This window comes from Bradyrhizobium sp. UBA2491 (assembly GCF_002341725.1).
Lineage (GTDB): Bacteria > Pseudomonadota > Alphaproteobacteria > Rhizobiales > Xanthobacteraceae > Bradyrhizobium.
The window spans coordinates 162,107-184,898 of record NZ_DDOP01000092.1; the positions used below are offsets into that span (position 1 = coordinate 162,107).

At 64.7% G+C, this 22,792-nt stretch carries 23 protein-coding genes and 1 tRNA gene; 9 read left to right on the forward strand and 15 right to left on the reverse strand.

Annotation, left to right across the window (positions count from 1 at the left end; all coding sequences use genetic code 11):
• The first annotated feature begins 16 nt into the window (after positions 1-16).
• Positions 17-262 (forward strand): hypothetical protein, encoded by a 246-nt coding sequence (locus B2W55_RS31415; protein ID WP_024583761.1) that lies wholly within the window; start codon positions 17-19, stop codon positions 260-262.
• A gap of 75 nt (positions 263-337) precedes the next feature.
• Here B2W55_RS31415 and B2W55_RS31420 read toward each other — a convergent pair whose 3' ends face one another.
• From B2W55_RS31420 to B2W55_RS31440, 5 genes are all read right to left on the reverse strand, one after another.
• The gene (locus B2W55_RS31420; RefSeq protein WP_024583760.1) at positions 338-787 is read right to left on the reverse strand and encodes a copper uptake system-associated protein; all 450 of its coding nucleotides are present in this window, start codon (positions 785-787) and stop codon (positions 338-340) included.
• Positions 788-858: 71 nt separating this feature from the next.
• Complete coding sequence (locus B2W55_RS31425; RefSeq protein ID WP_024583759.1) at positions 859-1,692, reverse strand: DJ-1/PfpI family protein; 834 nt, start codon at positions 1,690-1,692, stop codon at positions 859-861.
• A 56-nt stretch (positions 1,693-1,748) separates the two neighbouring features.
• Positions 1,749-4,079: a TonB-dependent siderophore receptor gene (locus B2W55_RS31430; protein ID WP_024583758.1), complete on the reverse strand. Its 2,331-nt coding sequence runs from the start codon at positions 4,077-4,079 to the stop codon at positions 1,749-1,751.
• Positions 4,080-4,176: 97 nt separating this feature from the next.
• Positions 4,177-4,515, reverse strand: a complete 339-nt coding sequence (locus B2W55_RS31435; RefSeq protein WP_043855238.1) for a DUF2946 family protein — start codon at positions 4,513-4,515, stop codon at positions 4,177-4,179.
• 359 nt (positions 4,516-4,874) lie between these two features.
• Positions 4,875-6,023 carry an ABC transporter substrate-binding protein gene (locus B2W55_RS31440; RefSeq protein WP_024583756.1) on the reverse strand — a complete coding sequence of 383 codons (1,149 nt, stop codon included), beginning with the start codon at positions 6,021-6,023 and terminating at the stop codon, positions 4,875-4,877.
• 281 nt (positions 6,024-6,304) lie between these two features.
• On the opposite strand from B2W55_RS31440, the gene argH reads away from it, so the two are divergent.
• The 3 genes from argH (at position 6,305) to nhaA (ending at position 10,233) form a co-directional block, all read left to right on the forward strand.
• A complete protein-coding gene (argH, locus tag B2W55_RS31445) occupies positions 6,305-7,882 on the forward strand; it encodes an argininosuccinate lyase (protein ID WP_024583755.1) in 1,578 nt (525 codons plus the stop codon).
• Positions 7,883-8,034: 152 nt separating this feature from the next.
• A complete protein-coding gene (locus B2W55_RS31450; RefSeq protein WP_080890917.1) occupies positions 8,035-8,727 on the forward strand; it encodes a PEPxxWA-CTERM sorting domain-containing protein in 693 nt (230 codons plus the stop codon).
• A gap of 165 nt (positions 8,728-8,892) precedes the next feature.
• Positions 8,893-10,233, forward strand: coding sequence for a Na+/H+ antiporter NhaA (gene nhaA / locus B2W55_RS31455; protein WP_024583753.1), 1,341 nt, complete (start codon positions 8,893-8,895; stop codon positions 10,231-10,233).
• Between the two features lie 76 nt (positions 10,234-10,309).
• On the opposite strand, the gene B2W55_RS31460 is transcribed toward nhaA, so the two are convergent.
• From B2W55_RS31460 to B2W55_RS31475, 4 genes are all read right to left on the reverse strand, one after another.
• Positions 10,310-11,305 carry a LysR family transcriptional regulator gene (locus B2W55_RS31460; protein WP_024583752.1) on the reverse strand — a complete coding sequence of 332 codons (996 nt, stop codon included), beginning with the start codon at positions 11,303-11,305 and terminating at the stop codon, positions 10,310-10,312.
• A gap of 86 nt (positions 11,306-11,391) precedes the next feature.
• Positions 11,392-12,420, reverse strand: a complete 1,029-nt coding sequence (locus B2W55_RS31465) for a MerR family transcriptional regulator (protein WP_024583751.1) — start codon at positions 12,418-12,420, stop codon at positions 11,392-11,394.
• 340 nt (positions 12,421-12,760) lie between these two features.
• On the reverse strand, positions 12,761-13,561 hold the full coding sequence (locus tag B2W55_RS31470; protein ID WP_024583750.1) for a DUF2927 domain-containing protein: 801 nt from the start codon (positions 13,559-13,561) through the stop codon (positions 12,761-12,763).
• 90 nt (positions 13,562-13,651) lie between these two features.
• Entirely contained in the window at positions 13,652-14,221 is a 570-nt protein-coding gene (locus tag B2W55_RS31475; protein ID WP_024583749.1) for a L,D-transpeptidase, read from the reverse strand.
• A gap of 225 nt (positions 14,222-14,446) precedes the next feature.
• Between B2W55_RS31475 and B2W55_RS31480 the strand changes: the two genes are divergently transcribed.
• Both B2W55_RS31480 and B2W55_RS31485 read left to right on the forward strand, forming a co-directional pair.
• Complete coding sequence (locus B2W55_RS31480; RefSeq protein ID WP_024583748.1) at positions 14,447-15,991, forward strand: acetolactate synthase large subunit; 1,545 nt, start codon at positions 14,447-14,449, stop codon at positions 15,989-15,991.
• 51 nt (positions 15,992-16,042) lie between these two features.
• Entirely contained in the window at positions 16,043-16,591 is a 549-nt protein-coding gene (locus B2W55_RS31485) for a hypothetical protein (RefSeq protein WP_024583747.1), read from the forward strand.
• Between the two features lie 308 nt (positions 16,592-16,899).
• Here the strand turns inward: B2W55_RS31485 and B2W55_RS31490 are convergent, their stop codons facing one another.
• Positions 16,900-17,127 (reverse strand): hypothetical protein, encoded by a 228-nt coding sequence (locus tag B2W55_RS31490; RefSeq protein WP_024583746.1) that lies wholly within the window; start codon positions 17,125-17,127, stop codon positions 16,900-16,902.
• A gap of 177 nt (positions 17,128-17,304) precedes the next feature.
• Between B2W55_RS31490 and B2W55_RS31495 the strand changes: the two genes are divergently transcribed.
• Positions 17,305-17,445, forward strand: a complete 141-nt coding sequence (locus B2W55_RS31495) for a hypothetical protein (protein ID WP_160306661.1) — start codon at positions 17,305-17,307, stop codon at positions 17,443-17,445.
• A gap of 62 nt (positions 17,446-17,507) precedes the next feature.
• Here the strand turns inward: B2W55_RS31495 and B2W55_RS31500 are convergent, their stop codons facing one another.
• The 4 genes from B2W55_RS31500 to B2W55_RS31515 all read right to left on the reverse strand — a co-directional run bounded on the left by B2W55_RS31500 (position 17,508) and on the right by B2W55_RS31515 (position 20,327).
• Positions 17,508-17,879, reverse strand: a complete 372-nt coding sequence (locus tag B2W55_RS31500) for a DUF4118 domain-containing protein (RefSeq protein ID WP_024583745.1) — start codon at positions 17,877-17,879, stop codon at positions 17,508-17,510.
• 194 nt (positions 17,880-18,073) lie between these two features.
• A tRNA-Val gene (locus B2W55_RS31505) sits at positions 18,074-18,148 on the reverse strand.
• Positions 18,149-18,287: 139 nt separating this feature from the next.
• A complete protein-coding gene (locus tag B2W55_RS31510) occupies positions 18,288-19,586 on the reverse strand; it encodes a hypothetical protein (protein WP_024583744.1) in 1,299 nt (432 codons plus the stop codon).
• 138 nt (positions 19,587-19,724) lie between these two features.
• Positions 19,725-20,327 carry a DUF1134 domain-containing protein gene (locus B2W55_RS31515; protein ID WP_024583743.1) on the reverse strand — a complete coding sequence of 201 codons (603 nt, stop codon included), beginning with the start codon at positions 20,325-20,327 and terminating at the stop codon, positions 19,725-19,727.
• Between the two features lie 153 nt (positions 20,328-20,480).
• Here B2W55_RS31515 and B2W55_RS31520 point away from each other — a divergent pair, with 153 nt between their 5' ends.
• Positions 20,481-20,945: a YHS domain-containing (seleno)protein gene (locus tag B2W55_RS31520; RefSeq protein ID WP_024583742.1), complete on the forward strand. Its 465-nt coding sequence runs from the start codon at positions 20,481-20,483 to the stop codon at positions 20,943-20,945.
• Here B2W55_RS31520 and cysQ read toward each other — a convergent pair whose 3' ends face one another.
• Positions 20,946-21,773, reverse strand: a complete 828-nt coding sequence (gene cysQ, locus B2W55_RS31525) for a 3'(2'),5'-bisphosphate nucleotidase CysQ (RefSeq protein WP_024583741.1) — start codon at positions 21,771-21,773, stop codon at positions 20,946-20,948. It abuts the gene before it with no gap.
• 151 nt (positions 21,774-21,924) lie between these two features.
• Here cysQ and chpT point away from each other — a divergent pair, with 151 nt between their 5' ends.
• Positions 21,925-22,572, forward strand: a complete 648-nt coding sequence (gene chpT, locus B2W55_RS31530) for a histidine phosphotransferase ChpT (protein ID WP_024583740.1) — start codon at positions 21,925-21,927, stop codon at positions 22,570-22,572.
• Positions 22,573-22,792: the final 220 nt, after the last annotated feature.

Here is a 22,792-nt window from a genome sequence, read left to right on the forward strand (position 1 = left end):
GGACTGGAGCAATCCCATGCCGCATGACGACAGATACTGGTTTCCCGCCAAGCGCTACGGCTGGGGCTGGGGACCGCCGAACGGCTGGCAGGGCTGGGCGGTTCTCGCGGGCTTTGTGGCCCTGATCGCAATCGGCGGTGCGATGAACCTGCCGCAATCTCCGGTGCGCTTCATCGCCTGTGTGGTCATGCTGAGCGTTTTGCTCATCGCCGTGTGCTGGTGGAAGGGCGAGCCGCCGCGTTGGCGATGGGGCGGCGACTAGAGCTCATTCCGTACTGGCTCCGGATTTTTGCACTGACGTGCTTTCTTCCGGCAAACCGGTGTTCCAACGCTCGGGCTATTTGCCGTCGTGAATCTGGTGGTTCGTATCACCGTTGATCATGACCAAGCCGTCGAAGCGAGAGAACATCGCGGATTTTTCCGGCGGTAGCTTGGCTTCGGCCGTTGCCAAATCGCTAGCAAGCCTCTCCGCATCGGCGAGAGGCACGCCAGCTTTCAACAATGCATCCCTCGACTTGATACTATCCCCGGCGCAGAGGACGATTGCCCAGATCCCACGCTGGCTGCGCAACAATGCGCGGCCCCCCATCTCACCTTGAACCCAATCGGCAATCGCATGATTGCCGGACACCATGATCGGTTCCACCGAAAGCGGCTCATGTGGCTTGTCGAACATACTATGGAGAAGCTGACTGATGGATGCGTCGTCCGAGCCTGCCGGCGCGGCAAAGCAAACGCTCAAACCGATCGCGAGCGCAAATAGTGCAGCCAAAGTCGTTCTGAACATCTCCGTCCCCTCGGTTTGCCGTATCGCCTTCATGCCGGCGTGCGCGGCATGGCCGTTCGAATTGCTTCGTGTCAGCCGTCGCGATATCTGGAATAAGCCTCGCGCCCGATCCTTTCGGCATCCTTGTTGAAGTCCACGAACATGTCGCGCGTCATCTTCGTGACGTCGGGCGGAGCCGTCTCGGGCGTTCCTGCATGATAAGGCGGCTCCGGTGCGTATTGGGCCATGAGCTGGACGCATTCTGCATATTGCCGGTCGCGCAACTGCCCGACGAGCGACAGGCCGAAATCGATCCCGGCCGTGACGCCGCCGGCGGTGATCCTGTTGCGGTCGCGGACGATCCGGGCTTCGCTCGCGGTTGCCCCGAAAAGCGGCAACAGTGGTACCGTCGCCCAATGCGAGGTTGCCCTGTAGCCGGTCAGAAGTCCCGCAGCGCCCAGAAGCAAGGACCCGGTGCAGACCGAGGTGACGAACCTGGCGCGGGACCCGCGATCCCTGAGAAATCGAAGCGTGCCGTCGTCTTGCATGGCCGCAAGCGTACCAGCCGCGCCGCCGGGCACGGAGATGATATCGAGGTCGCGCGGGCATTCGTCGAAGGTCGCGCTGGGCTGGAACTGCAGCCCGTTGTCGCTCTTCACGATGTCCCTGGTCTTTGCAACGATGTGGGTGGTCGCCCCGAAAAGGCTGGCCAGCATGGCCTGCGCGCCAACCATGTCGAGCGCGGTGAACTCCGGGTAGATCAGGAACGCAATCTGTTCCTTGCCCATCCAACCGGCCGGCATCTGCGAGGTGCCGTGGCCAGCCGCCGGCTCCTGCGCCACCTCAGCGGCGGAAGCAGCCCCGAGACTGGCCGCGGCGAGGCCCGCGGCGGCGGACACGAGGAGCAGCTCTCGTTTCGATATCATTTCGTTCACTCCGTTGACTGCGACGTGCGTGGTCCAGGCGCGCGCGACGATTGATCTCAGTATCGATAGGAGACCGTGGCATAGAGAGCCCGACCGTCGCCGGGCGCTACCTGGCCGCCGAGCCAGGCGTAAGGCACGAAGTATTTCTCTCCCGTCAGATTCTTGATGTTGAGGGACGCCCTGATGTGCTCATTCTCGTAGGCGACCTTGGCATCGACGGTGAAATATCCCGGCGTCTTGTACAGATTCAGGGTGTCGACATATTGCGAGGACGCAGCATAAACGCCCGCACCGACGCTCCAGCCCCTGAGCGCGGCCGTATCAAATGCGTAGTTCACCCAGACACGGCCGGAATCCTCCGGTACGCCGGCGGGATGGTTGCCTGCCGGAATGCCGCTGAAGGAATCCGAGAACACGACGTTCGTGTGGCCATAGCTCGCCAGAACCTTCCAGTTCTTGTCAGGCTGCCAGATCAGGTCGGCTTCGTAGCCTTTCGATTCCTGCGCTGATTCAGCGCCGATGCCGACGCCGATCTGAACCGGCACGTTCTGGCGTTGGATGTCGAAGACGGCGACCGTGCCGGTCAACTGGTTATTGATATTCAGCTTGAAGCCGCCTTCGAGCTGCTTTGACGTTTCGGGTTCGATGTTGGTATTCAACGCCTGCGTGAATGGCGTAGCCATCATGCCCTCGCTGTAGCTGCCGTAAACTGACAGGCCAGGAATGAGATCGAGGACAGCTCCGATCCGGGGCAGGGTTTTGGTCTTATTGCTGCCGAACGGAGTCGGCGAGTATACACCCGCACCGAACGGATAGTCTTCGTCATAGTCAATATTGATACTTGCGAGGCGCACGCCGGCCAGGATGTGAAGGCGGTCGAAGATCGTCGATTGCAGCTGCGTATATGCGCCCTTCGTGACGTAAACGCTGTTGAACTGGAAGAACGAAAAATACGTCGGCGACGCGGGGTCCGGATCCGCATACGGCGTCGGAAAGACAGGGCTATTCAGCAGGTCGACCGGCGCGACGCCCAGGTCTCCGTGCATGAAGCCGCTGTCCGTCACGCGGCTGTAGTCGGCGCCGGTGAGCCAGACGTTCTGCGTCGGTCCAAAGCGAAACTTGGCCTGCACATTGGGGTTGATCGTGAACTCCTCCTGTTTCTGCGCGAGGTCGATATTGGCGAGACTCCACGTGGTCGGCCCGACGTCGGGTGCGGCCGACAGGGTGGTTTGCGATTTCTGATCCTCGTTCGACTTCGACCAGCGCGTCTTGACATTGAACGACCAATACTGGTCGAACTGGCGATCGAAGGTGACTGTGACGCCTTGAACCTCCGTCACGCTCTTTGGGATGTTGGTCGGGCCAATGAACAGGTCGGGATTGAGGCGGAAATTCCCCGCGACCGTTCCGACCGCCGGCAAACCCTCGTAGCCCTGCTGTTCGAAACGCGAGATCCGTCCCTGGATGGTCAGCGTCGTGTCGCTCTTGTCGGTGAAGGTCAGCGTCGGGTTGAACGAATAGCGGTCCTGATGGACCACATCGACGAAGCTGTCGGACGCCGTGTACTCGCCGGTGACGCGGAACAGTACGGTCTTGTCGTCCGTGAGCGGCTGATTGACGTCGAAGTACGGTCGCAGGTAATTGTTGGTGCCGAACGTGAGGCCCGTTTCGATGCTTGCCTTGTCGGTCGGGAGCTTGGATATGACGTTGACTGCGCCGCTCGTGGGAGCGCCTGTTCCACCCCCGTAGAGGATCGCGTTCGGTCCCTTGAGGACCTCGATCCGCTCCACGTTCGCAAACGAGTCGCGATCGCCGGTATCGTAGTTGACCGGGAGACCATCGAGCCATTGCTGGGCGCCAAAGCCTCGAATGGTCAGCGGGTTCGCCAAGCCCGTCGTGCCGATGCCGAGGTAGTTGGGCCCCTGCGCGTTCGACGCGTTCTGGATGGCTTCGGTCACCGAGAGATTGTTCTGGTCGACCATCACGCTTCTGGGAATGACCTGGATCGATTGCGGGATCTGCTCGATCGGCGTCGCCGTCTTGGTCGACGAGAAGGCCGACAGCGCGCGATAGCCATCGACTGGGCCCGCCGTCGTCAGGGTGGCCCCGAGCGGGAGTTTGAGGTCCGGCAGATCAAGTGCAGGATTATAGGTTCCGAGGGCATTTGCAGCGTTCTTGACCGGCGGTGGAGGCTCGGCCGGTTTCGCGCCTGCGCGTTTGACGCGGCCGGCGTCAGACCTCTTGCTTTTGCGCGTTGCGGCGGGACGGGTTTGGTTCGGAGCCTGGACCGTCACGCTCGGCAATTGTGTGGATTGGGCATGAGCGAGATCGAGGACGGCAAGAAGCGCGACGACACTCGCGCCGCCCAAGGCACGAAAACGAAACATCTGAAACTCTCCAACTCGGGCACAATCGCCCGCCAATAGTCGACAACGTCATCGATCGCGGCCAAGCGACCGCATCGATGCAGCGATTTTGGAAAAGTCAGGAGTTGGAGGGGGGAGCACGGGCCTGAGCGTGCCTGCTGCCGGCGGAGTTCCGCAATTCCTGCGCAACGTTGTGCCAGACCACCGGAAGCGAAAACCGATAGGCTACGGCGATCGGGATATTGGGCGTGTCCAGAGCTGCGGCGGCATGAACCAGACAACAGAGCGTGCAGGCACCATCGTGGGTGTGACGGTTTTGGTCGGGCTGGTTGTCGGCCTCCGCACCGGCATTGTGGCAGATCGCAGCACCGCCGAAAGCGGCAAACGGATCAGACAGGCTGGACGCCATCGCCCAAGAAGCGCCGATTGGCGCGATGATCTGCATCATCAGCGCCATCAAGAAAACCGGGAGATGGATTTGCAGCCGTCGCCGCACTGGTACGCGCCCCGTTACGAAATCCAACCTAGTCGCGGGTTCACCGAGAGTCGACGCCAACTCGTCTCTTGGGACGGCGCGAAGCAAAGCCAGGAAAGATTGCTCGCCAATTGTATCCCAAATGTCACGTCAGTCGGCAGAAATCGTTCAGAGAACGCCTCCGTCAATTGATGGCAGCGGGTGGACGCAAGGACAGGCTTGTCGCCAACTGCCAGTGCAAGATGTGACGCGGCCCTGTGGAAGGATTATGCGCATACATGAAGCCAAAGCGCGAGGACCGCTCAACCTGATTTCCCCGCGGCTTCGCCGATCTCCTGCCGCTACTTCACCAGCCTGAACTTGCCGCCCTCGACCTTGATCAGAAACGCCGAGCGCTCGTCATAGCCGTTGTGGTCGGTCGGGCTCATGGTCGAGAGGCCGTTGTTCAGGTAGACGTCCTTGCCGCGCTCCAACTCGTCGCGCAGCGCGGCGCGGAATTCCGCGGTGCCGGGCTTGGCGGTCTTCAGCGCGTTCGCGGCCGCCCGCTTGAACAGCGTCACGGCATCCCACAGATGCGCGCCGAAGATGTTCGGCTTTTGCCCGTTGACCTTCTCGTAGGACGACACGAACTCGTCGCGCACCTGGCGGAACGGATCGTTGGCCGGCAGGTCGTCGGCGATGGTGAACGCCTCGCCGGTGAAGATCGCGCCCTCGACATTGGCGCCGCCGAGCTTGATGAACTCCTCCGAGGCAACGCCGTGGGTCTGGAAAATCTTGCCGGCATAGCCCCGGCTGCGCAGCGCCTCCTGCGGCAGCACCGCCGGCGTACCCGCGGAGGCGATGAACACCGCATCGGGGTTGGTCGCGATCACCTTCAGCGCCTGGCCGGTGGCGCTGGTGTCGGCGCGGGCATAGACCTCATGCGTCGTCACGGTGAGGCCGAGCCCGGGGGCGAGCCGCGACACCTCCTTGTAATAGCCTTCGCCATAGCCGTCCGACACGCCGATATAGCCGAGCGTCTTGATGCCGGACTTCGCGATGTATTTCAGGATCGCCGCCGCCATCAGGTCGTCATTGGGCACCACCTTGAAGGCCCAGCGGCGGCGGTCGTCCATCGGCTGCACGATCGCGGTCGCCGCCGCGAGCGAGATGATCGGGGTCTTGGATTCCACGGCGACGTCGAGCATCGGCATGGTCACCGGGGTCAGCGAGGAGCCGATCAGGATGTCGACGCCATCCTGGATGACGAGGCGGCGGGCATTCTGCGTGCCCTTGGTGGGATCTGACTCGTCGTCGAGCGCGATATAGGTGACTTTCTCGCCGGCGATCTCCTTCGGCAGCGCGGCGATGGTCCGCATCTGCGGCTGGCCCAGCGCCGAGCCCGGCCCGGATGCCGACACCACGACGCCGACCTTGATGTCGGCACGTGCCTGCGGCGCAACCAGGATTGCGCCCACGAGTACCCAGAGTCCGGCCATGGCCAGCTTCATTGCAAATCCTCCCCAGCAGGTTCTTTTATGTGCGGCCGATGATAGCCGACCGGCATCCGGTTTCGCATCATATTGATTCCGCGGGAGGCGTCTGTCCCCCTTGCGAGGGACACGGCGCGGATCGCGCAATCTGGACAGATTCCAGGATTGCGATCGTAATGCAGCCTTGCATCAAAGCTATTGCACCGGCCGGGCGATCGCAGCACGATCCAGCCGAACATCGTCCCAGCGTGTCGGCTCCACGGGCCGTTCGCAACCCGATCAGAAGAGCATCCGGCCCCATGACACTCCTGACCGCTCGCGCCGTGCTGACGGCATCATGCTCGCTCGTCCTCGCGGCGGCGCTGGCCACCGCATCAACCCGCGCCCAACAAAATCCGGCGCTGAACGACGGAACGCGCATCGGCCGCAGCGCGGTGCCGAAGGCGCCCGAGTTCCAGGAACTGTACGATTTCGATGCCGCGGCCAAGACGCTCGGCGATGCGACCTTTCCGTATGAGGTGCGGGTGCACCGCGCCCATGTCGTGATGCTCGCGGAAAAGGGCATCGTGACACGCTCCGACGCTGCCACCATCCTGCGCGGGCTGGATACCGTCGATGCCCGTGCGGCGGATGACGCCTCGCTGCGGACCTATCTCCCCTACGAAGCGGCGCTGATCAAGACCATCGGGCCGGTGGCCGGCAGGATGCATACCGGCCGCAGCCGCAACGATCTCGCCAACACCGTCAACCGGATGTTCTATCGCGACCAGCTGAACCGCACCGTCGAGGCGCTGATCGCGCTGCGCTCGGCCGTGGTTGCCAAGGCGGCGGACAATCTCGACACGGTGATGGTGGTCTATACCCATCGCAAGGAGGCGCAGCCGATCACGCTCGGGCATTACCTGATGGCGATCTCGGAGAGCCTCGGCAAGAGCATCGATCGCTACGAGCAGCTCTATGCCCGCGTCAATCAGAGCCCGTTGGGCGCGGCCGCGTCGGCCGGAACCAGCTGGCCGCTCGATCGCGAGCGGACCGCCGCGTTGCTCGGCTTCGACGGGCTCGTCATCGACACCATCGAGGGCACCGCGGGATGGGACCATATCGCGGAGTTTGCTTCCGACAACGCGATCTATCTCAGCGGCCTCAGCCGGCTGGCGTCGGAGATCCAGCTCTGGAGCACGGATGAATATCGCTCCGCAGAGCTCGATCCCGCCTTTGCGGGAACCAGCAGCATCATGCCGCAGAAGAAGAACCCGGACTCGCTGGAGCGCACCCGCCAGATCGCCGCCAACTCCGTCGGTGCGGTGACCTCGGTCCTGACCTCGCTCAATGCCGCCGAATATCAGCACAGCGTGACGCGGGTGCCGCTGGAGCCGCGCTCGCTGGATGCGATGATCGCGGCCACCCATGCGATGACCGGGGTGGTGCGCACGTTGCAGCCCAACAAGGAGCAGATGCTGCGCTATGCCGCGCAGAACTTCTCGACCATGACCGACCTCGCCGATACGATCGTGCGCGAGAGTGGAATCGATTTTCGCGAAGCCCATGAAATCATCGCCCGTGTCGTCGAGGCCGCGATCAACGGTGGAAAGACTGCCGATCAGATCGACGTCGCGATGATCGAGACTGCCGCGCAGGCGCAGCTCGGCCGCACCATCCAGATTTCCGCCGCCGCCGTGCGCGATGCGCTCGACCCCGTGCGCAGCGTCAAGCTGCGCAACGGCATCGGCGGCCCGGCCGCGTCATCGGTTGCGGCGATGATCAAGGTGAGCCAGGCCGAGATATCAGACGAGCAGTCGCGGCTTGCCGCGCGTCGCCAGAAGATCGCGGCGGCGTCGGCCGCGCTGGCGCAGGCGGTGGCTGCCGCGGAGCACTGAGCGGGCGAACAGCGACCAATCGACGCAAGCCGGCGCGATTCCGGAAATGTCGTAAATGTTTTGCCGCGGCACCCGATAACGAAACGCCGCGATTGAATATGCGGCCCGGAAAGCCTCGCCTGAGATGAGGCTCGGCATACAGAGGACGCATTATGAAAAATATTAGGACCACCGCCGCGGTGGCCGCGATTGCTTGCCTGGCTGCACTGAGTGCTGTTCCCGCATCGGCCGCGGTGATCAGCAACCCGACGAACACCGACAGCTTCGTGTATCTCTCCGGCGCCGGCACCGGTGGCGGTCAGCAGACCCAGTTCGTCGGCGAGACGTTCACGGCTCCGATCAGCGGCGCGGTGACCAATTTTCAGTTCACGCTGAACAGCTCGGCGCTGCCTTCGCTGTATGGTGCGATCTATGCGTGGGACGGCTCGCAGCCGACCACGCTGCTTTGGCAAAGCCCGGTGGTCTCCGCCAGTGCCGGCCTGCTGGATTTCTCGCCGGTTGGCGCCAACGTCACGCAAGGCCAGACCTACGTGGCGTTCCTGAGCACTTACGGGATCGATCAGAACGGCCACTCCAATGCCGGCTCGGCGACCGTCGCCGATTGCCTGCCGTTTGCCGGCTGCAACTCGAACTCGATCCCCAATCTCGGCAATCTGGTGTTTGCCAACGTCCTGGCCGACGGGCCGGTCTGGCGCCAGGCCGTCAACAATTCCCGCGATGCCACCTTCTCTGTAACGATCACCAGCGCCGTCCCCGAGCCGACCACCTGGGCGATGCTGATCCTCGGTTTCGCGGGCGTCGGACTAATGGCGGTTCGGCGCCGCAGCGTGCCGCAGGCGGCCTGAACGGTTTACCCATGGGTGTTGGAAAGGCCGCCATGGAGGCGGCTTTTCCTGCTTCACGGTTGAATTGCCGCTGCCGCGCTGTATAACGGCGGCCGGGTGCTCGCTGCATTGGGTGGCGACAGGTCAAGCGATGGTCGGGCCGCCACGCAGGGAGCGTTGCGCCCTATGAACGATCATCTACCTTCGGACCACATGCCGCGCGTGCAGCGGCTTGCTGAACAAGCCTTCCGTACCCTGCAGCGCTTCCTCCATGTCGAGGCCGTCAGCGGCGTCACGCTGCTTGTCGCCGCCGCCGGCGCGCTGATCCTGGCCAATTCTCCGCTCGCGCACGGCTATCACGACTTCTGGAACCTGCAGCTCTCCTTCGGAATCGGCGATTACGTCTTCTCGCGGTCGCTGCATTTTTGGGTCAACGACGCGTTGATGACGGCGTTCTTCCTCGTCGTCGGCATGGAGATCCGGCGCGAGATCCATGAGGGCGCGCTGAGCAGATTCGACCAGGCGATCCTGCCGCTGGTGGCGGCGAGTGGCGGCGTCATCGTGCCCGCGCTGATCTATCTGGCGCTCAACCGCGATCCCGCCGGTGCCCAGGGCTGGGCCGTGCCGACCGCGACCGACATCGCGTTCGCCGTCGGCGTGCTGGCGCTGCTCGGACGATCGATCCCGGTCAACGTGCGGGTGTTCCTGCTCGCGCTGGCGATCATCGACGACATCATCGCGGTGCTGATCATCGCCGTGTTCTACACCGCGAGCCTTCAGTTCAGTGGATTCGCGGTGGCGCTGCTCGGCATGCTGGCTGTGGTCGGATTTCAGCGGATCGGCATCGGCTCCGCACCGCTCTATTTGCTGCCCGGCTCGCTGGTCTGGGCCGGTTTCCTGATGGCCGGCGTCCATCCGACGCTCGCGGGTGTCGTGCTCGGCCTGATGACGCCGGCATCTCCGCTACCGATGCGGGAGCAGCCGCTGGAGATGGTGTCGCGCGTACTCAAGCAGTTGCGCGGCAGCGATGCGGTGGAGGCGGGGGATGCGCACCGGCTGGAGCAGCCGCTGCGTGATCTTCGTCTCGCTCATCGCGAGATATTGCCGCCGGTGTCGAGGGTGCAGATGGCGATGCATCCGTGGGTGGCCTATGGCGTGATGCCGATCTTCGCGCTGGCGAATGCCGGCGTCAGCCTCGCGGGCGCCGATCTCTCCGCCGCGGGCCGCTTCGTGATGCTGGGCACCGCGCTTGCCCTGATCGCCGGCAAGCCGCTCGGTATCGTCGGCGCGACCTGGGTCGCGGTCAAGCTTGGCTGGTGCCGCCTGGCACCCGGCGTTTCCTGGGGTGGCGTTTGTCTGGTCGGCCTGCTGGCCGGCATCGGCTTCACGATGTCGATCTTCATCGCCATGCTTGCCTTCACGGACGAGGCGGCGTTGACGGCCGCCAAACTCGGCGTACTGATCGGCTCGCTCGGTGCCGCCACGCTCGGCATCGGCTGGGGCATCGTCTACGTTCGACGTCAGTGAATACGAGGGGCTGCAATCGATGTGGGGCGCTCCGCTCGTCGGAGGTAACCACGCCATGAGGCGATGACGTCGACGCCTACACGTTCTTCGCGACCTTGCGCGTCCGCGTCGGTCCGGCGCCGGTGATTGCCGGCTTGATGTTCCACACCGCGCGGATGCTTGCGAAGGCGTGCGCGATCACCGGCTCCTGGCGCCGGCTGGCGAGGCAGGCGAAACTGAGATCGCAGGTCAGCTTCACCTTGTCGGCGACGACGAACTGATGCGGGCGCGCCATCCGCGGCGCCAGCATGTTGTCGCGCGCGAGGCTAAGGCAGAGGCCGGACTCGACGAAGTCGATCATCGCCTCTTCCTGATCGGTGTAGCCGACGCGCTTCGGTGATGCGCCGAGCGGGCGGAAGATATCGTCGAGCAGCCGCCGATGGCCGGAATGCGCTGGCGTGGCAAGCCAGGGCAGCTCGGCGAGTTCGGCCCAGCCCTTGCCCATCACCCGGTCCCGCCAGCCGATCGGCGCGATGACGCGATAGTCGTAGCTCAGCAACGGCGCCAGCTGGTAGCGGCCGTCGGCGATGGTGCGCTCGCCGAAGCTGTGACGGACGAGCTGGTCCGATGGCGTGGCGTCGACGTAGTAGCCGACGTCGAACTCGCCCCTGCCGATCTGCGCCAGCACGTCGTCGCTCACGCCGTGGCGCAGGAACACCTCGGTGCGTTGCGAGGACATCGCAAGGCTGCGCACGAACGGACCGAGCCGGGTAAATTCGGGATCGAGGATGGTGCCGACGCGCAACGTGCCGCGCTGTGCTTCGTTCAGCGAGTCCGCCGTCGCCTTGAAATCGGATGCCGCCGCCACCGCCCTGTGCGCCAGCGGCAGCAGCGCCGCGCCGGCCTCGGTCAGCGTGAATCCGGCAGGCGTGCGGTTGAACAGCTGCAGCCCGGTGCTCTCCTCGAGCGCTTTCAGTTGCAGGCTGACCGCAGGCTGGGTCAGTTTCAGCATCGATGCCGCGCGCGATACGGTGCCCTCACGGGCAACCGTGATGAAGCAACGCAAGGCCTGGGTACGCGGAAGCTCGATCATGTACCGTGCTTATAGCATACTTTTTCGCCATGCATCCGATCTGTGCCGGATATTGTTATATCATTATAATACAACTCATGCGAGAGTCAGGCCGGCCGCCACGCGATCATGCCTTCGGTCCGCGCGCGCACCTCGGGCGAGGCGAGGCAGGTCGCGACCGCTTCATAGCCGGGGGCGCCGGGTACGGGCGTCACGCTGATCGGCAGGCTGTGATTGGCCGGGCACAGGATGATCGCCTCGTCGTCGCCGACTGCGTCGAGATCCAGGATCGCACTGGAGCGGGTGAGAAAGAACAGCGGCCGCGCCTCTGGTCCGCGACGGCGCAGATGCGCGATCACGGCTTCCTGGCTGGCCGCATCGAGCCCGTGTTCGAGCATGTCGATCACCAGGATGGTGTCGTCGTCTGCCTCGAGTGGCGCGAGCAGCGCGGTCAATGCCGGCGAGTCCACGGCACCGCCGGCCAGCAGCGCGGCACGGCTCGCCGCGACCCTCGCTTTGTGGAGTGGATCGGCATCGAGGCGGCCACGAACCGCCGCGCCGCCATCGGCCGTGCGGTCCAGTCCCACGAAGGCGGCATCGGGCAGTGTTTCGGCGAGACGCTGCGCGAGCCGTGTCTTGCCGCTGCCGAGCGGGCCGACAATGTGGTTGAGCAGTTTGACGTCGCGCAGTTCGAAGCGCTCGCCGCCCCACGGCCAGGGCAGATCGAACGCGACGGAAATGGTCGGCCGCGTCCTGACTGCGCCGATGATGTCGCGCGTCGCGGGCATCTTGCCGTCGTCGAGCTCGGTGCGCAGCCGCCGCACCCTGGCGATGCTGTCGCCGCATTGGCGGATCCGCGCCTCGAGCGCGGTCTCGTGCGCTGCCAGCACACGGCCGAGGCTGGCGGCATCGCCGCCGAGGATCCGTGCGACTTCGCTGATGCCGAGGCCGAGCGCGCGCAATTCGACGATCTCGGCGCAGCGCGCCATTTCAGCCGGACCATAGGCGCGCCATCCCGCCGGCGACCGGTGAGGCACGATCAGGCCGCGCTCTTCGTACAGGCGCAGCGCTTTCGCCGAGATGCCGAGCCGCCGTGCAGCTTCGGACGGGCTGAGGAAACGGGCGGCAGCATTCATCGAATCACCTCGCGTCGTCTGACCGCACCTCCTATGGAGGCGGCCGCAGGGGCAAGGTCAAGCGGAGAGAGCGGTCGTGTCGCGTCTTTGGTGTCTTCGCAGAAATGTGGGATGGGTCGCCGATCACGGGTCTGGCTTCGCTCGATTCATCCTCCATCATTCTCGATTGTCGGAATTTGGCTTGAGGGCCAACCCGTGCGCGGGGATACCGATGGTCATCGTTGTGCGAGGCTCGACCGACGAGTCTCTTCAACCATACCCGCCGCGGAGTATGGGTCCCTGCCTTCGCAGGGACGACGGCAGTGTGTGCCGCGAGAGCGTGCGCCAATCGCGCCGCCACTCATTCCAGATGGTTCACCTTCGCCACCCAGGCGCGGACCGTGGCGAGGACCTCGGGCAGCACGGCCTTGACCTCCTGCACGTTCATGCCTGGCTTGATGCGGGGGTCGTAGAGCAGATTGAGCAGATATTGGTCGTAGACGTCGAAAAAGCCCATCGAGACGCTGTCGTTGAACATGGTCCACGGCACGGTCGCGGTGTCGTTGATCGGGCCGAGTGATTGCAGCAGCTCTTCATAGGCGCAATCGAAGAAGACGAAATCGCTGTTGTCGACGGTGAGGATCACGTCGGAATGCTCGATCTCGTAATTGTCGTTCTTGCGGAACCCGGACAGGCATTGCGGGTCGAGCGAGGAGCGGATTTCCTTGGCGCGCTCCTGGCCGTAGAACGTCGCGATGGTGCGGTAGAGATCGTGGTCGCGCACCAGCTTGACCACGACATTGGCCGCATCCTTGTCCTCGGTCATCGCGATGTCGAGATGTTGCACCTTGGCGCGAATGTCAGCGACGACCTTCGCGAGCTGCGCCTTGCGGTCGGCGCGGCTGCCGTCGGCGAACACGCGCACCGGGCTGTCGTATTTGCGGATCCGGTCGACCCGTCCGGCGAGATGAAACTCGGCGCCGAACGCCGTCTTCAGAAAACCTTCGACGATCTCGGCGTCGGTGAAGGTCTTCTTCTCGTGGCGCTGGCGCGAGACGATGGCCGGAATCTCGGCGGCCGTCGCGGGCACGACGGCATCGGTGAGGCAAACGGCGAACGCCGCGGCGAGAACGGGCAGGATCGAAAATCGGTGCTGGGGCATTCCGACCACGCTGCCGCAAGGTGTGCGGCAGCGCAAGACAGGATCAGGTCGGGATCAGCGATCCTGCCGGATGGCAGCGTCCCGCTGCGATCAATTCTTCACCACCACCGTGGTGCCGACCGAGACCCGGTCATAGAGGTCCTTGACGTCGTCATTGGTCATGCGGAAACAGCCCGACGACACGGCCTGGCCGATCGTCTCGGGCTCGTTCGAGCCGTGGATCCGGTACAGCGTCGAGCCGAGATACATCGCGCGCGCGCCGAGCGGATTTTCGATGCCGCCGGCCATGTGGCGCGGCAGATCGGGGCGGCGGCGCAGCATCTGCGAGGGCGGCGTCCACGCCGGCCATTCCTTCTTCGCGGTGATACGATGCGTTCCGCTCCAGCGGAAGCCGTCACGGCCGACGCCGATGCCGTAGCGCAGGGCCTGGCCGTTTGCCTGCACCAGATAGAGCCGGCGTTCGGCGGTGTTCACCACGATGGTGCCGGGAGCATAATCGGTCGGATAGTTGACGGTGGCGCGCGGGATCGGGCTCGCGCCATTGCCGAAGAAGCTCGGGGCTTCGGACTGATAGCCGCGCGAGTCGAAGAATTGAGCCTGGGCCTGGCCGGCACCTGCCAGGACCGTGAGCGCGGCAAACATCAGGGCAATCGGGCGCATGGTCATCGTCCTCGCGAACAATCAAATATGCGCTCAGAAAGGCCACAATTACCGGCGCTTCGCAAGCGACGAAGCCGTGACTTTGTGCACTTTCGAACAACACGGTTTAAAAAGGCAACAGATCGGGCGCGATACCTGCATTGTCCGGTCAAACCTTTGACGAAGCCGACGAAGAATGGTTGATCTGGAACGACCTCAAGAACATCTCGAAACGGGAGCGTGAGCATGAACGGTGCGGAAAGTCTGGTGCGGACATTGGTCGCAGGCGGCGTGGATGTCTGTTTTACCAACCCAGGCACCTCGGAGATGCATTTCGTCGCGGCGCTGGACAAGGTGCCGGGCATGCGCTGCGTGCTCGGCCTGTTCGAGGGCATCGTTACCGGCGCGGCCGACGGCTATTTCCGCATGAAGGGAACACCGGCCTCGACGCTGCTGCATCTCGGGCCCGGCCTCGCCAACGGCCTTGCCAATCTGCATAACGCCAAGAAGGCGAATTCCGGCATCGTCAACATCGTCGGCCAGCACGCCACCTACCACATCGAATACAACGCGCCGCTGACCTCGGATATCGAGGGCCTGGCGCGGCCGATGTCGTCCTGGGTGCGCACCTCGCCGGACGCCAAGTCGGTCGCGGCTGACGGCGCGGCTGCGATCGCTGCCGCCGCCGGCGCGCCGCCGCAGATCGCGACCTTGATCCTGCCCGCCGACACCGCCTGGAACCAGGCCGATGGCGTCGCCCAGGTGCCGGCCGGATCGCAGCGCGAAAGCTATTCGGCCGCGGCCGTTGAGAACACTGCCCGGCTGCTGCGCAGCGGTGAACCGACATTGCTGCTGATGACCGGCAGCGCGGTGACGGAGAAGGGACTGGCGTTGGCGGCGCAGATCGCCGGCAAGACCGGCTGCAAGGTGATGGGTCCGCTGGCGAGCCCGAGGATGGCGCGTGGCCGCGGCCGCTTCTCGATCGAGCGGGTGCCCTATGTGGTCGAGCAGGCGCTGGCCGCGCTGAAGGGCTTCCGGCACATCGTTCTGCTCGAAGCCAACGAGCCGGTCGCCTTCTTTGCCTATCCGAACAAGCCGAGCCTGCTCAAGCCGGAAGGGTGCGACGTTCATCGCATGACCGCGAGCGGGGAAAATTCGGTCGCGGCGCTGGAGGCGTTGGCCTCGGCGGTCGGCGCCAAGCCCGCCGATGCGAAGCCGCAGGTCGCGGTCGATCTCGTCAAGCCGACCGGCGCGTTGAATCATGCGTCGATCGCGCAGGCGATCGCGGCAGCGGTCCCTGACAACGCCATCCTGGTCGACGAGTCCATCACCACCGGGCGCGGCTTCTTTCCGCTGACGGCGGGAGCCGCTCCGCACGACTGGATCCAGAATCTCGGCGGTTCGATCGGCTACTCGACCCCGGTCGCAACCGGTGCGGCGGTGGCCTGTCCGGACCGCAAGGTGATCTGCATGGTCGGCGACGGCAGCGCGATGTACACCATCCAGTCGCTGTGGACGCAGGCCCGCGAGGGGCTCAACGTCGTGACCATCGTGTTCGCCAACCGCGTTTATCAGATCCTGCGCGGCGAGTTCGACGGCGTTGGCGCCGGCGAGCCGGGCAAGCGGGCGCAGGACATGCTGCGGATCGACAGTCCGACCCTTGATTTCGTCGCACTCGCGAAGGGCATGGGTGTGCCGGGCAGGGCGGTGACGACGGCCGATGAGTTCAACAAGGCGTTGGCCGAAGCGATTGCGGAGCCGGGACCGCGGTTGATCGAAGTGCAGGTGTAGCAGCGCCGGTTCAACGGCCGCGGCGGCGGTCCAGTCCAGTCGGAGGCGTCAATGCAGACCGAGCTGAACAAGGTGATCGCCGCCGTAGAGGAATTCTATGCGCAGGAAACGCTCCTGCTGGAGCGCGATCTCGGCGAGCGCACGCTGACGCACCGGCTCGCGGTCTATGTCGAGCGGCAGTTCGCCGGCTGGCAGGTCGACTGCAACTACGATCGGCTCGGCGAGCGCACGCTGCGGCTGCCGCGCGGCTCGGGCAGCTCGACCGATGACCATCTCGGCAAGTCGATCTATCCCGATATCGTCGTGCATCAGCGCGACATCCCGAACAATCTGCTGGCGATCGAGCTGCGCAAGGACAGCAACCACCAGCCGCTCGAGCACGATCAGCGCAAGTTGCAGGCGCTGACCGATCCGAACGTCTGGTTCGCCTACGCGATCGGCGTGCTGGTGATCGTGGGGCGGAGCGGAGTGAGCGCTTCCGAGGTCTATGCCGGCGGCGCTATCGACAGCGCCGCGTCGCGCTGGCTTGCGCAGCGGCTGCGAGAGAGCGGGCTGGCTGGCGAGCGCGACAACGGCGTTCAGCACGATGCCGATCGATGAATCTTTCTCCGCGCTGTGGTGATAGCCCGTTTGGATCATGCGCCATCTGCGAACTCGCGGCAGAACTGAGGCGCGGCAGGTGGAGCAATTTCTGAGGCTGGTGGTCTATTTCAGAACGATCCGATGGCGGTGCCGATTGCCGGTTTCGCAACTATTTCGCTCCCCCTCCGCACTCGAATTCACCGGCCTCGATGATCGGCGCAGCGGATTGCGACGGGACGGGGCGGGGACAGCATCCCACCGCAGACAGCAAAAAAGGCCGCCCGCGGGCGGCCTTTTCCGTGATCGCTTGCTGCGACTGTTTCTGTCTATTGCTTGGCCGCATCGTCCCCGGTCGTCGCGGCGCCGGATTTGGCGCTCGATTTCTTCGCGGACTTCTTGGCCTTCTTCTTCGGCGCCATCTTGGTCGCCTCGCCCTTGGTTGCCGTGTCGCCGCTCTGCGCTGCGGGGGCCGGGCTGCCGCCGGCCTTGTCCTGCGCGAGTGCTGCGGTTGATACGAAGGCGAGCGCGGTGGCGGCGAGGATCAGGGTTCGCATCGGATTGTTCTCCCAAGTTGGTTTCAAACGCCCCTCAACGGGACAGAATGTCGCAGGTTCCGCGGCAGGGATCAGCAGTCCGTGAATGGCTCGTGATCGGCGCCAGCGTCGAAGCGACGGAACCGGGAACCGGGAGCCGCGTTATGTCGCTGGGCAGGAGTTCCGAGGAGGCGCGGCATGCGCTGGCGATCAATGACGGAAACCACCGGCACGATACTCGACACGGCCCCCGACGACACCTTCTACGCGGTGGGCTGGACCATCAGCGGCCTGGCGACATTGGCCACCATCGTCGCGGTCTGGATGTTCGGGATCTGAGGCGGGCCATCGGTGCAAGCAACCGCCGTCGCAGGCGAGCAGGAACGGCCTGCGCCGCGCGCCTACTTGCGCAGGATCACCAGCGCTTCGCGGTAGAGCTGCGAGAAGCTGACCAGCAGCGCGCTCGACAGCAGGAACATCGCGATGCTGTCGTAATCGTCGGCTGTCGGCCAGGCGAATTCGAAATAAGGCGGCATGAACACCCACCAGACGATCGGCACCGTGATGATCGTCGCAAACGCGCCGGCCGGAGCGCCGCCCATCAGGCCGGCGATCAGGATCGCCGGCACGAAGCCCGCGAAATAGAACTGCATGCCGAAACTCGCGAACATCTCCTGCGTCGCGGTGGCGAGCACCACGGCAAGCAGGGCGACGACGAACGTCGACAACGACCAAGGCCGCAGCTTCAGAATGTAGTCATTGCTCTTGCGCATCGAGACGTTCCCGGCCTCCGCGAGTTCCGGGAAGGTAGCCGAGGAAGCCTGCAAACAAAACCCCGTAGGACTCCGTGGAGGAACCGGCTGGCCGGAACCTCGCGGTCATATTGCTGCGCTGCGGCAGAGCGGTACGCAGACGGCGTTGAGCTGGCTCTGGCGGCTATGGTCGGGTTGGCGGTCGGGAAGGGGAATGGTGGACGCACAAGGGATCGAACCTTGGACCTCTCCCGTGTGAAGGGAACGCTCTCCCGCTGAGCTATGCGTCCGGGACGTCTGACGTGCCAAAGGCCGCTGGTTGGCGGCCGGTCGATAGCGGCGCTTCGTCAGAGCGTGCGATTTACGAAGTGCCGGGTAGGGGTGTCAAGCCACGACCTTCAGGAATCAGGAATCGAACCCCTCGGAAGATCAAGCGCCCTGCTGACGGGCGCGGGAGGCATGCGATTGCAGCGCCCGGATGCGTTCGGCCAGCGTCCCGCCGGATTCCGGCATCCCGCTGCCCGGCGAGGCGGCGCCGTTTGCGGTGCTGCCCGCGGGCTTGGCGGCGGCCTTCGGTGGCACGGCCGGCTCGGCCGCCAGCATGGCCTCGATCGCCGAATTCGGGCCCTCGAGCTGGATCGCGAGCTTGGCCACCTCGGCGGCGATGTCATTGATGCGCTCGCGCAGCAGCGCGTTCTCCATGCGCTCGGTCGCCCAGGAGCTCTCGGCCTGCTGCTGGATCGCGTTGATGTCGCGTTGCAGCTTGCCGCGTTCGTCGCGGGCGACGTGCAGTTGCTCCTCGACGGCCGCCTTCTCCTGGCGCAGCTTCTCGAGCACGGACGATTTGCCGCCACCCGCCGCGGCGATCTCCTCGCGCAGCTCCTGCACCGTGCGCTCGGCGGCGGCGTTGGCCTGCTTGAGCTCGCCGTTCTCGAACTCGCGCTCGGCCAGCAGCTTGCCCTGGGTCGCAAGCCGCGTCTCGAGGTCGGTGACGCGGTTGCCGAGCATCTCGGCTTCCTTGACCTGGGCGATTAGCTGGCGGTCGAGATCGGTGACGCGCTGGCTCAGATTCTCGACCCGGCCGCGCGCGTCGGTGAGATCGCGCGTCGCGGTTTCCGACTGGTTGCGCTCGTGGGTGAGGCGGGCTTCGGTCGCTGCGAACTCCTTGGCGGCGTCGCCGACCCGGGTCTTCAACTCCTCGACCTGGGTCCGCACCGCCACCAGTTCGATCTGGCGGCTGTCGGCGGTCATCGAGCGGTCGTTGAGTGCGGCGTTGATCTTGCCGAGCTCGCTCTGCTTGTCGGTCAGCGCCTGCTCGGCGTTGCGCAGCAGCTCGGTCTTGGCAGTGAACTCCTCCTCGGTGGCGTGAAGCTGCTCCTTCATCGCCTTCTCGCGTGCCTCCAGCGCGAAGATCGCGGCGTTCTTCTCGCCGAGCTCGATCTTCATGCGGTTGATCGCATCGGTCTTCTTGCCGAGCTCGGCGAGCTGGCTCGTGGTCTTGCTCTTGAGCTGGTCGACGCTCATTTCGAGCCGGCGGGCCGACATCGCGAACTCGGCGCGGAGCTGGTCCTTGTCGGCCTGGATCTCGGCCATCGACAACGGCGTGGCCGCTTCCATCCGCCGCGTGGTCAGCCGTACCGCGCGGTTGTGCACCAGCGGCAGGATCATCAGGCCGCACAGCATCGAGATCAGGAAACCGATCGCCGCGTACATGATCGGCTCGATCATGAAGGGTCACTCCAGGGAAGAAGGAATTTGTTAATCACAATGCCATGGCCGGCCGGCCGAAGGCCAGCCCGTTTGCCGCGTTAAGGTAAATCGCTGGCCGTGGCGGCGCGCGCTGCCACAGGCGATCAGGGCGATGGCCTAGAATGGGTTCCAGGTCGCGCGCGGCGTGAATTTGAGATAGCCGACGCTGGCGCCGAGCCGCAGGCCGATGCCGGAGCGAATCGGGACCAGCACGATGTTGTTGGCGGTGAGCGCCGTCATGCCGAAGCCGCCGACGATATAGGCCGAGCCGTCGATCCCGACGAAGCGCTGATAGATCGCCTGCGTCGAGGGCAGGTTGTAGACCAGCGTCATGGTCCGGGCGCCGTCGCCGCCCCAGTCGAAGCCGACCGAGGGTCCCTGCCAGTAGACCCGGAGGTCGCCGGCGTTCTTGGTGTAGAGCGTGCCTTCGCCATAGCGCAGCCCGGCCACGAACGCGCCGGAGCCTTCCTCGCCGAGCACATAACCGTTGGGCAGACCCCATTGGCTGACCGCGCGCTCGATGACCGAGGCCAATCCCCGCGAGACGTTGCCGAAGAACTTGTGTCCGGCGCCGACCAGCTCGTCGGGCCCGTAAGTATACGGTGTCGGCTCACGCTGCGGCGGCGGATATTGCGGCGGAGGCTGCTGCGCGGACGCCCCTGCGCTCCAGCACATCAGCGCGGCAAACGCGACCGCGGCAAGGCGTGATGCGAAAGTCATAAAGAACCCCTGCTATCGAAATCCGGGCGCTGCCCCTTAACCTGATGCCAACAGGCACGGCCCTAGGTTGCGCCCAGTGTCCCCTCGACTCGGATGTTATCGGTATCAACTATGACGGCACAACGGCAGGAAAGATATGGATCGTGCCGTGGAATGGCGTTTTTCGGCCTGTTGGCGGGCATTTTGACGGCCGTTTGGCCCGCTTTGCCCGTTGCGGCCACCACGACCGAGCGCGTGGTGACGAACCGCTACTCCGGACTGGCGATCGAAGGATTCGATCCTGTCGCCTATTTCACCGACGCCGCTGCCACCCAGGGGCGGCCCGAATTCGAAGCCACCGGCAGCGGTGCTGTCTGGCGTTTCCGCAACGAGGGCAACCGTGCCTCGTTCGTGGCGCATCCGGAAATCTATGGTCCGCAGTTCGGTGGCTACGATCCGACCGATCTGGTGCGGGGCGTGACCTGCGCGGGCAATCCGCGGTTCTGGGCCGTCGTCGGCAACAGGCTTTATCTGTTCAACCGGGAACACAGCCGCGACGCCTTCGCGGCTGATCCCGCGCGCTTCCTGAAGGAAGCCGCGGCGCGCTGGCCAGAGCTGGAAGAGAATCTCGCGCAGTGATCATCCTGCCGCGGCAGGATCGCCCCATGCGATGAACTCCGGGACCAGAAAATCCTCGCGGCCCAATCCGAAATGCAACGGGTGGCCGTTCGAATCGGTCACCTTGCCGCCGGCCGCGACCACGACCGCGTGGCCTGCCGCGACATCCCATTCGGACGTCGGCGAGAGCCGGGGATAGATATCGACCTCACCCTCGGCGACGCGGCCGAACTTGACGGCCGATCCCAGCACGGCGCGGACCGCGCCGCCCCGTTCGTCGATGAAGGATTCGGTTCGCGCATCGCCGTGCGAGCGGCTGACCGCAACGGTCCATGACGCGCCGCGCGGCGGGCAGGGACGGGTCCGGATCGGCACCGCCTGCGAGACCGCGCCGTTGCGCAGGGTCAGCCGTTCCGCGCCCTTGCCGACGACGCCGCGCCAGATCAGCCCGAGCGCGGGCGCTCCGACGATGCCGAGCAGCGGCACGCCGTGCGTGACCAGCGCCACATTGACGGTGAATTCATCGCGGCCGGCGACGAACTCCTTGGTGCCGTCGAGCGGATCGATCAGGAAGAAGCTGTCCTTGTAGGGGGGCGTCGCCAGATGGACGCGCTCCTCCGACAGCAGCGACACGTGCGGCGCCAGCCGCGTCAGGCCTTCGACGATGACGTGGTCGGCGGCGAGATCGGCTTCCGTGACCGGCGACCCGTCACCCTTGCCGGCAACCCGCATCGCGGAACGGTCGACCGCGAGAATCGCCTCGCCGGCCCGGATCACGAGCTCGGTCAGCGATTCGAGCAGCGTGGCGGCCTTGTCGCAGTCGACGGCGGCCGATTGTGCCTTATTCATGGGCGGGTCTCATGTCCTGTTCGTCTTCCCCTGAGATCATGATGCCAGTCCCGCCGCAAGCTGGCAGCATCCGTCTGCGCGGTGTATCAAGCCGACAGGCATGCGTGATTCGCACTCCTCGGTCGGCGTGCGGCTTTCCAGGAAACAATTGATGTCTACCACTTCGTCTCCCGGTCCCGCTCCCGACGCACTCGAACTCGCGGCGTTGTTGTGCTCGCGGGTCTGTCACGACCTCATCAGTCCGGTCGGCGCGATCGTCAATGGGCTTGAGGTCCTCGACGACAACCCCAAGCCCGAAGACCGCGAATTCGCGCTCGATCTGATCCGAAAGAGCGCCAAGACCGCGTCGGCACGGCTGCAGTTCTGCCGGCTGGCGTTCGGCGCGGCTGGTTCCTCCGGTGCGCAGATCGATCTCGGCGATGCCCAGAACATGGCGAAGGGGCATATCGAGGACGGCAAGGTGACGCTGACCTGGAATCTGCCGCGGCTGCTGCTGCCGAAGAACCGGGTCAAGCTGTTGCTCAACATGCTGGTGATCGCGCAGCAGACCATCCCGCGCGGCGGTACTCTCATCATCGATCCGGTCGGCGAGGGTGAGACCATGAGCTTCCGCATCACCGCGTCCGGTCTCAACGCGCGGGTGCCGCAGAACATCGTCGATCTGCTCAATGCGAGCTCGGCGAACACGGTCGATGCGCATGCGGTGCAGCCGCACTACACGCGCCTGCTGGCGGATGCTTGCGGACTGAAAGTGACGCTCACGCTCGACGGCGACAAGGTCCTGATCGCCGCGTCCTGACCGCGTCCGCGGCAACATTCTTAATCAAAGGTTACGGAAGGCCGCGCGCTTCAATCGTGCGGCCTTATCTCTTTGTTGATCCCGTTCTTTTCCATTTACTCAACCAAACTTAAACGCTTTGCGGAGAAGCTGACCGCAGTTCCGTCTGGCGCGTCGATGCCGCGCGCCGCGCGTTTTCGGCGTTTTTCGAAGGTTGGTTTTCATGGACGATCTGTTGCGC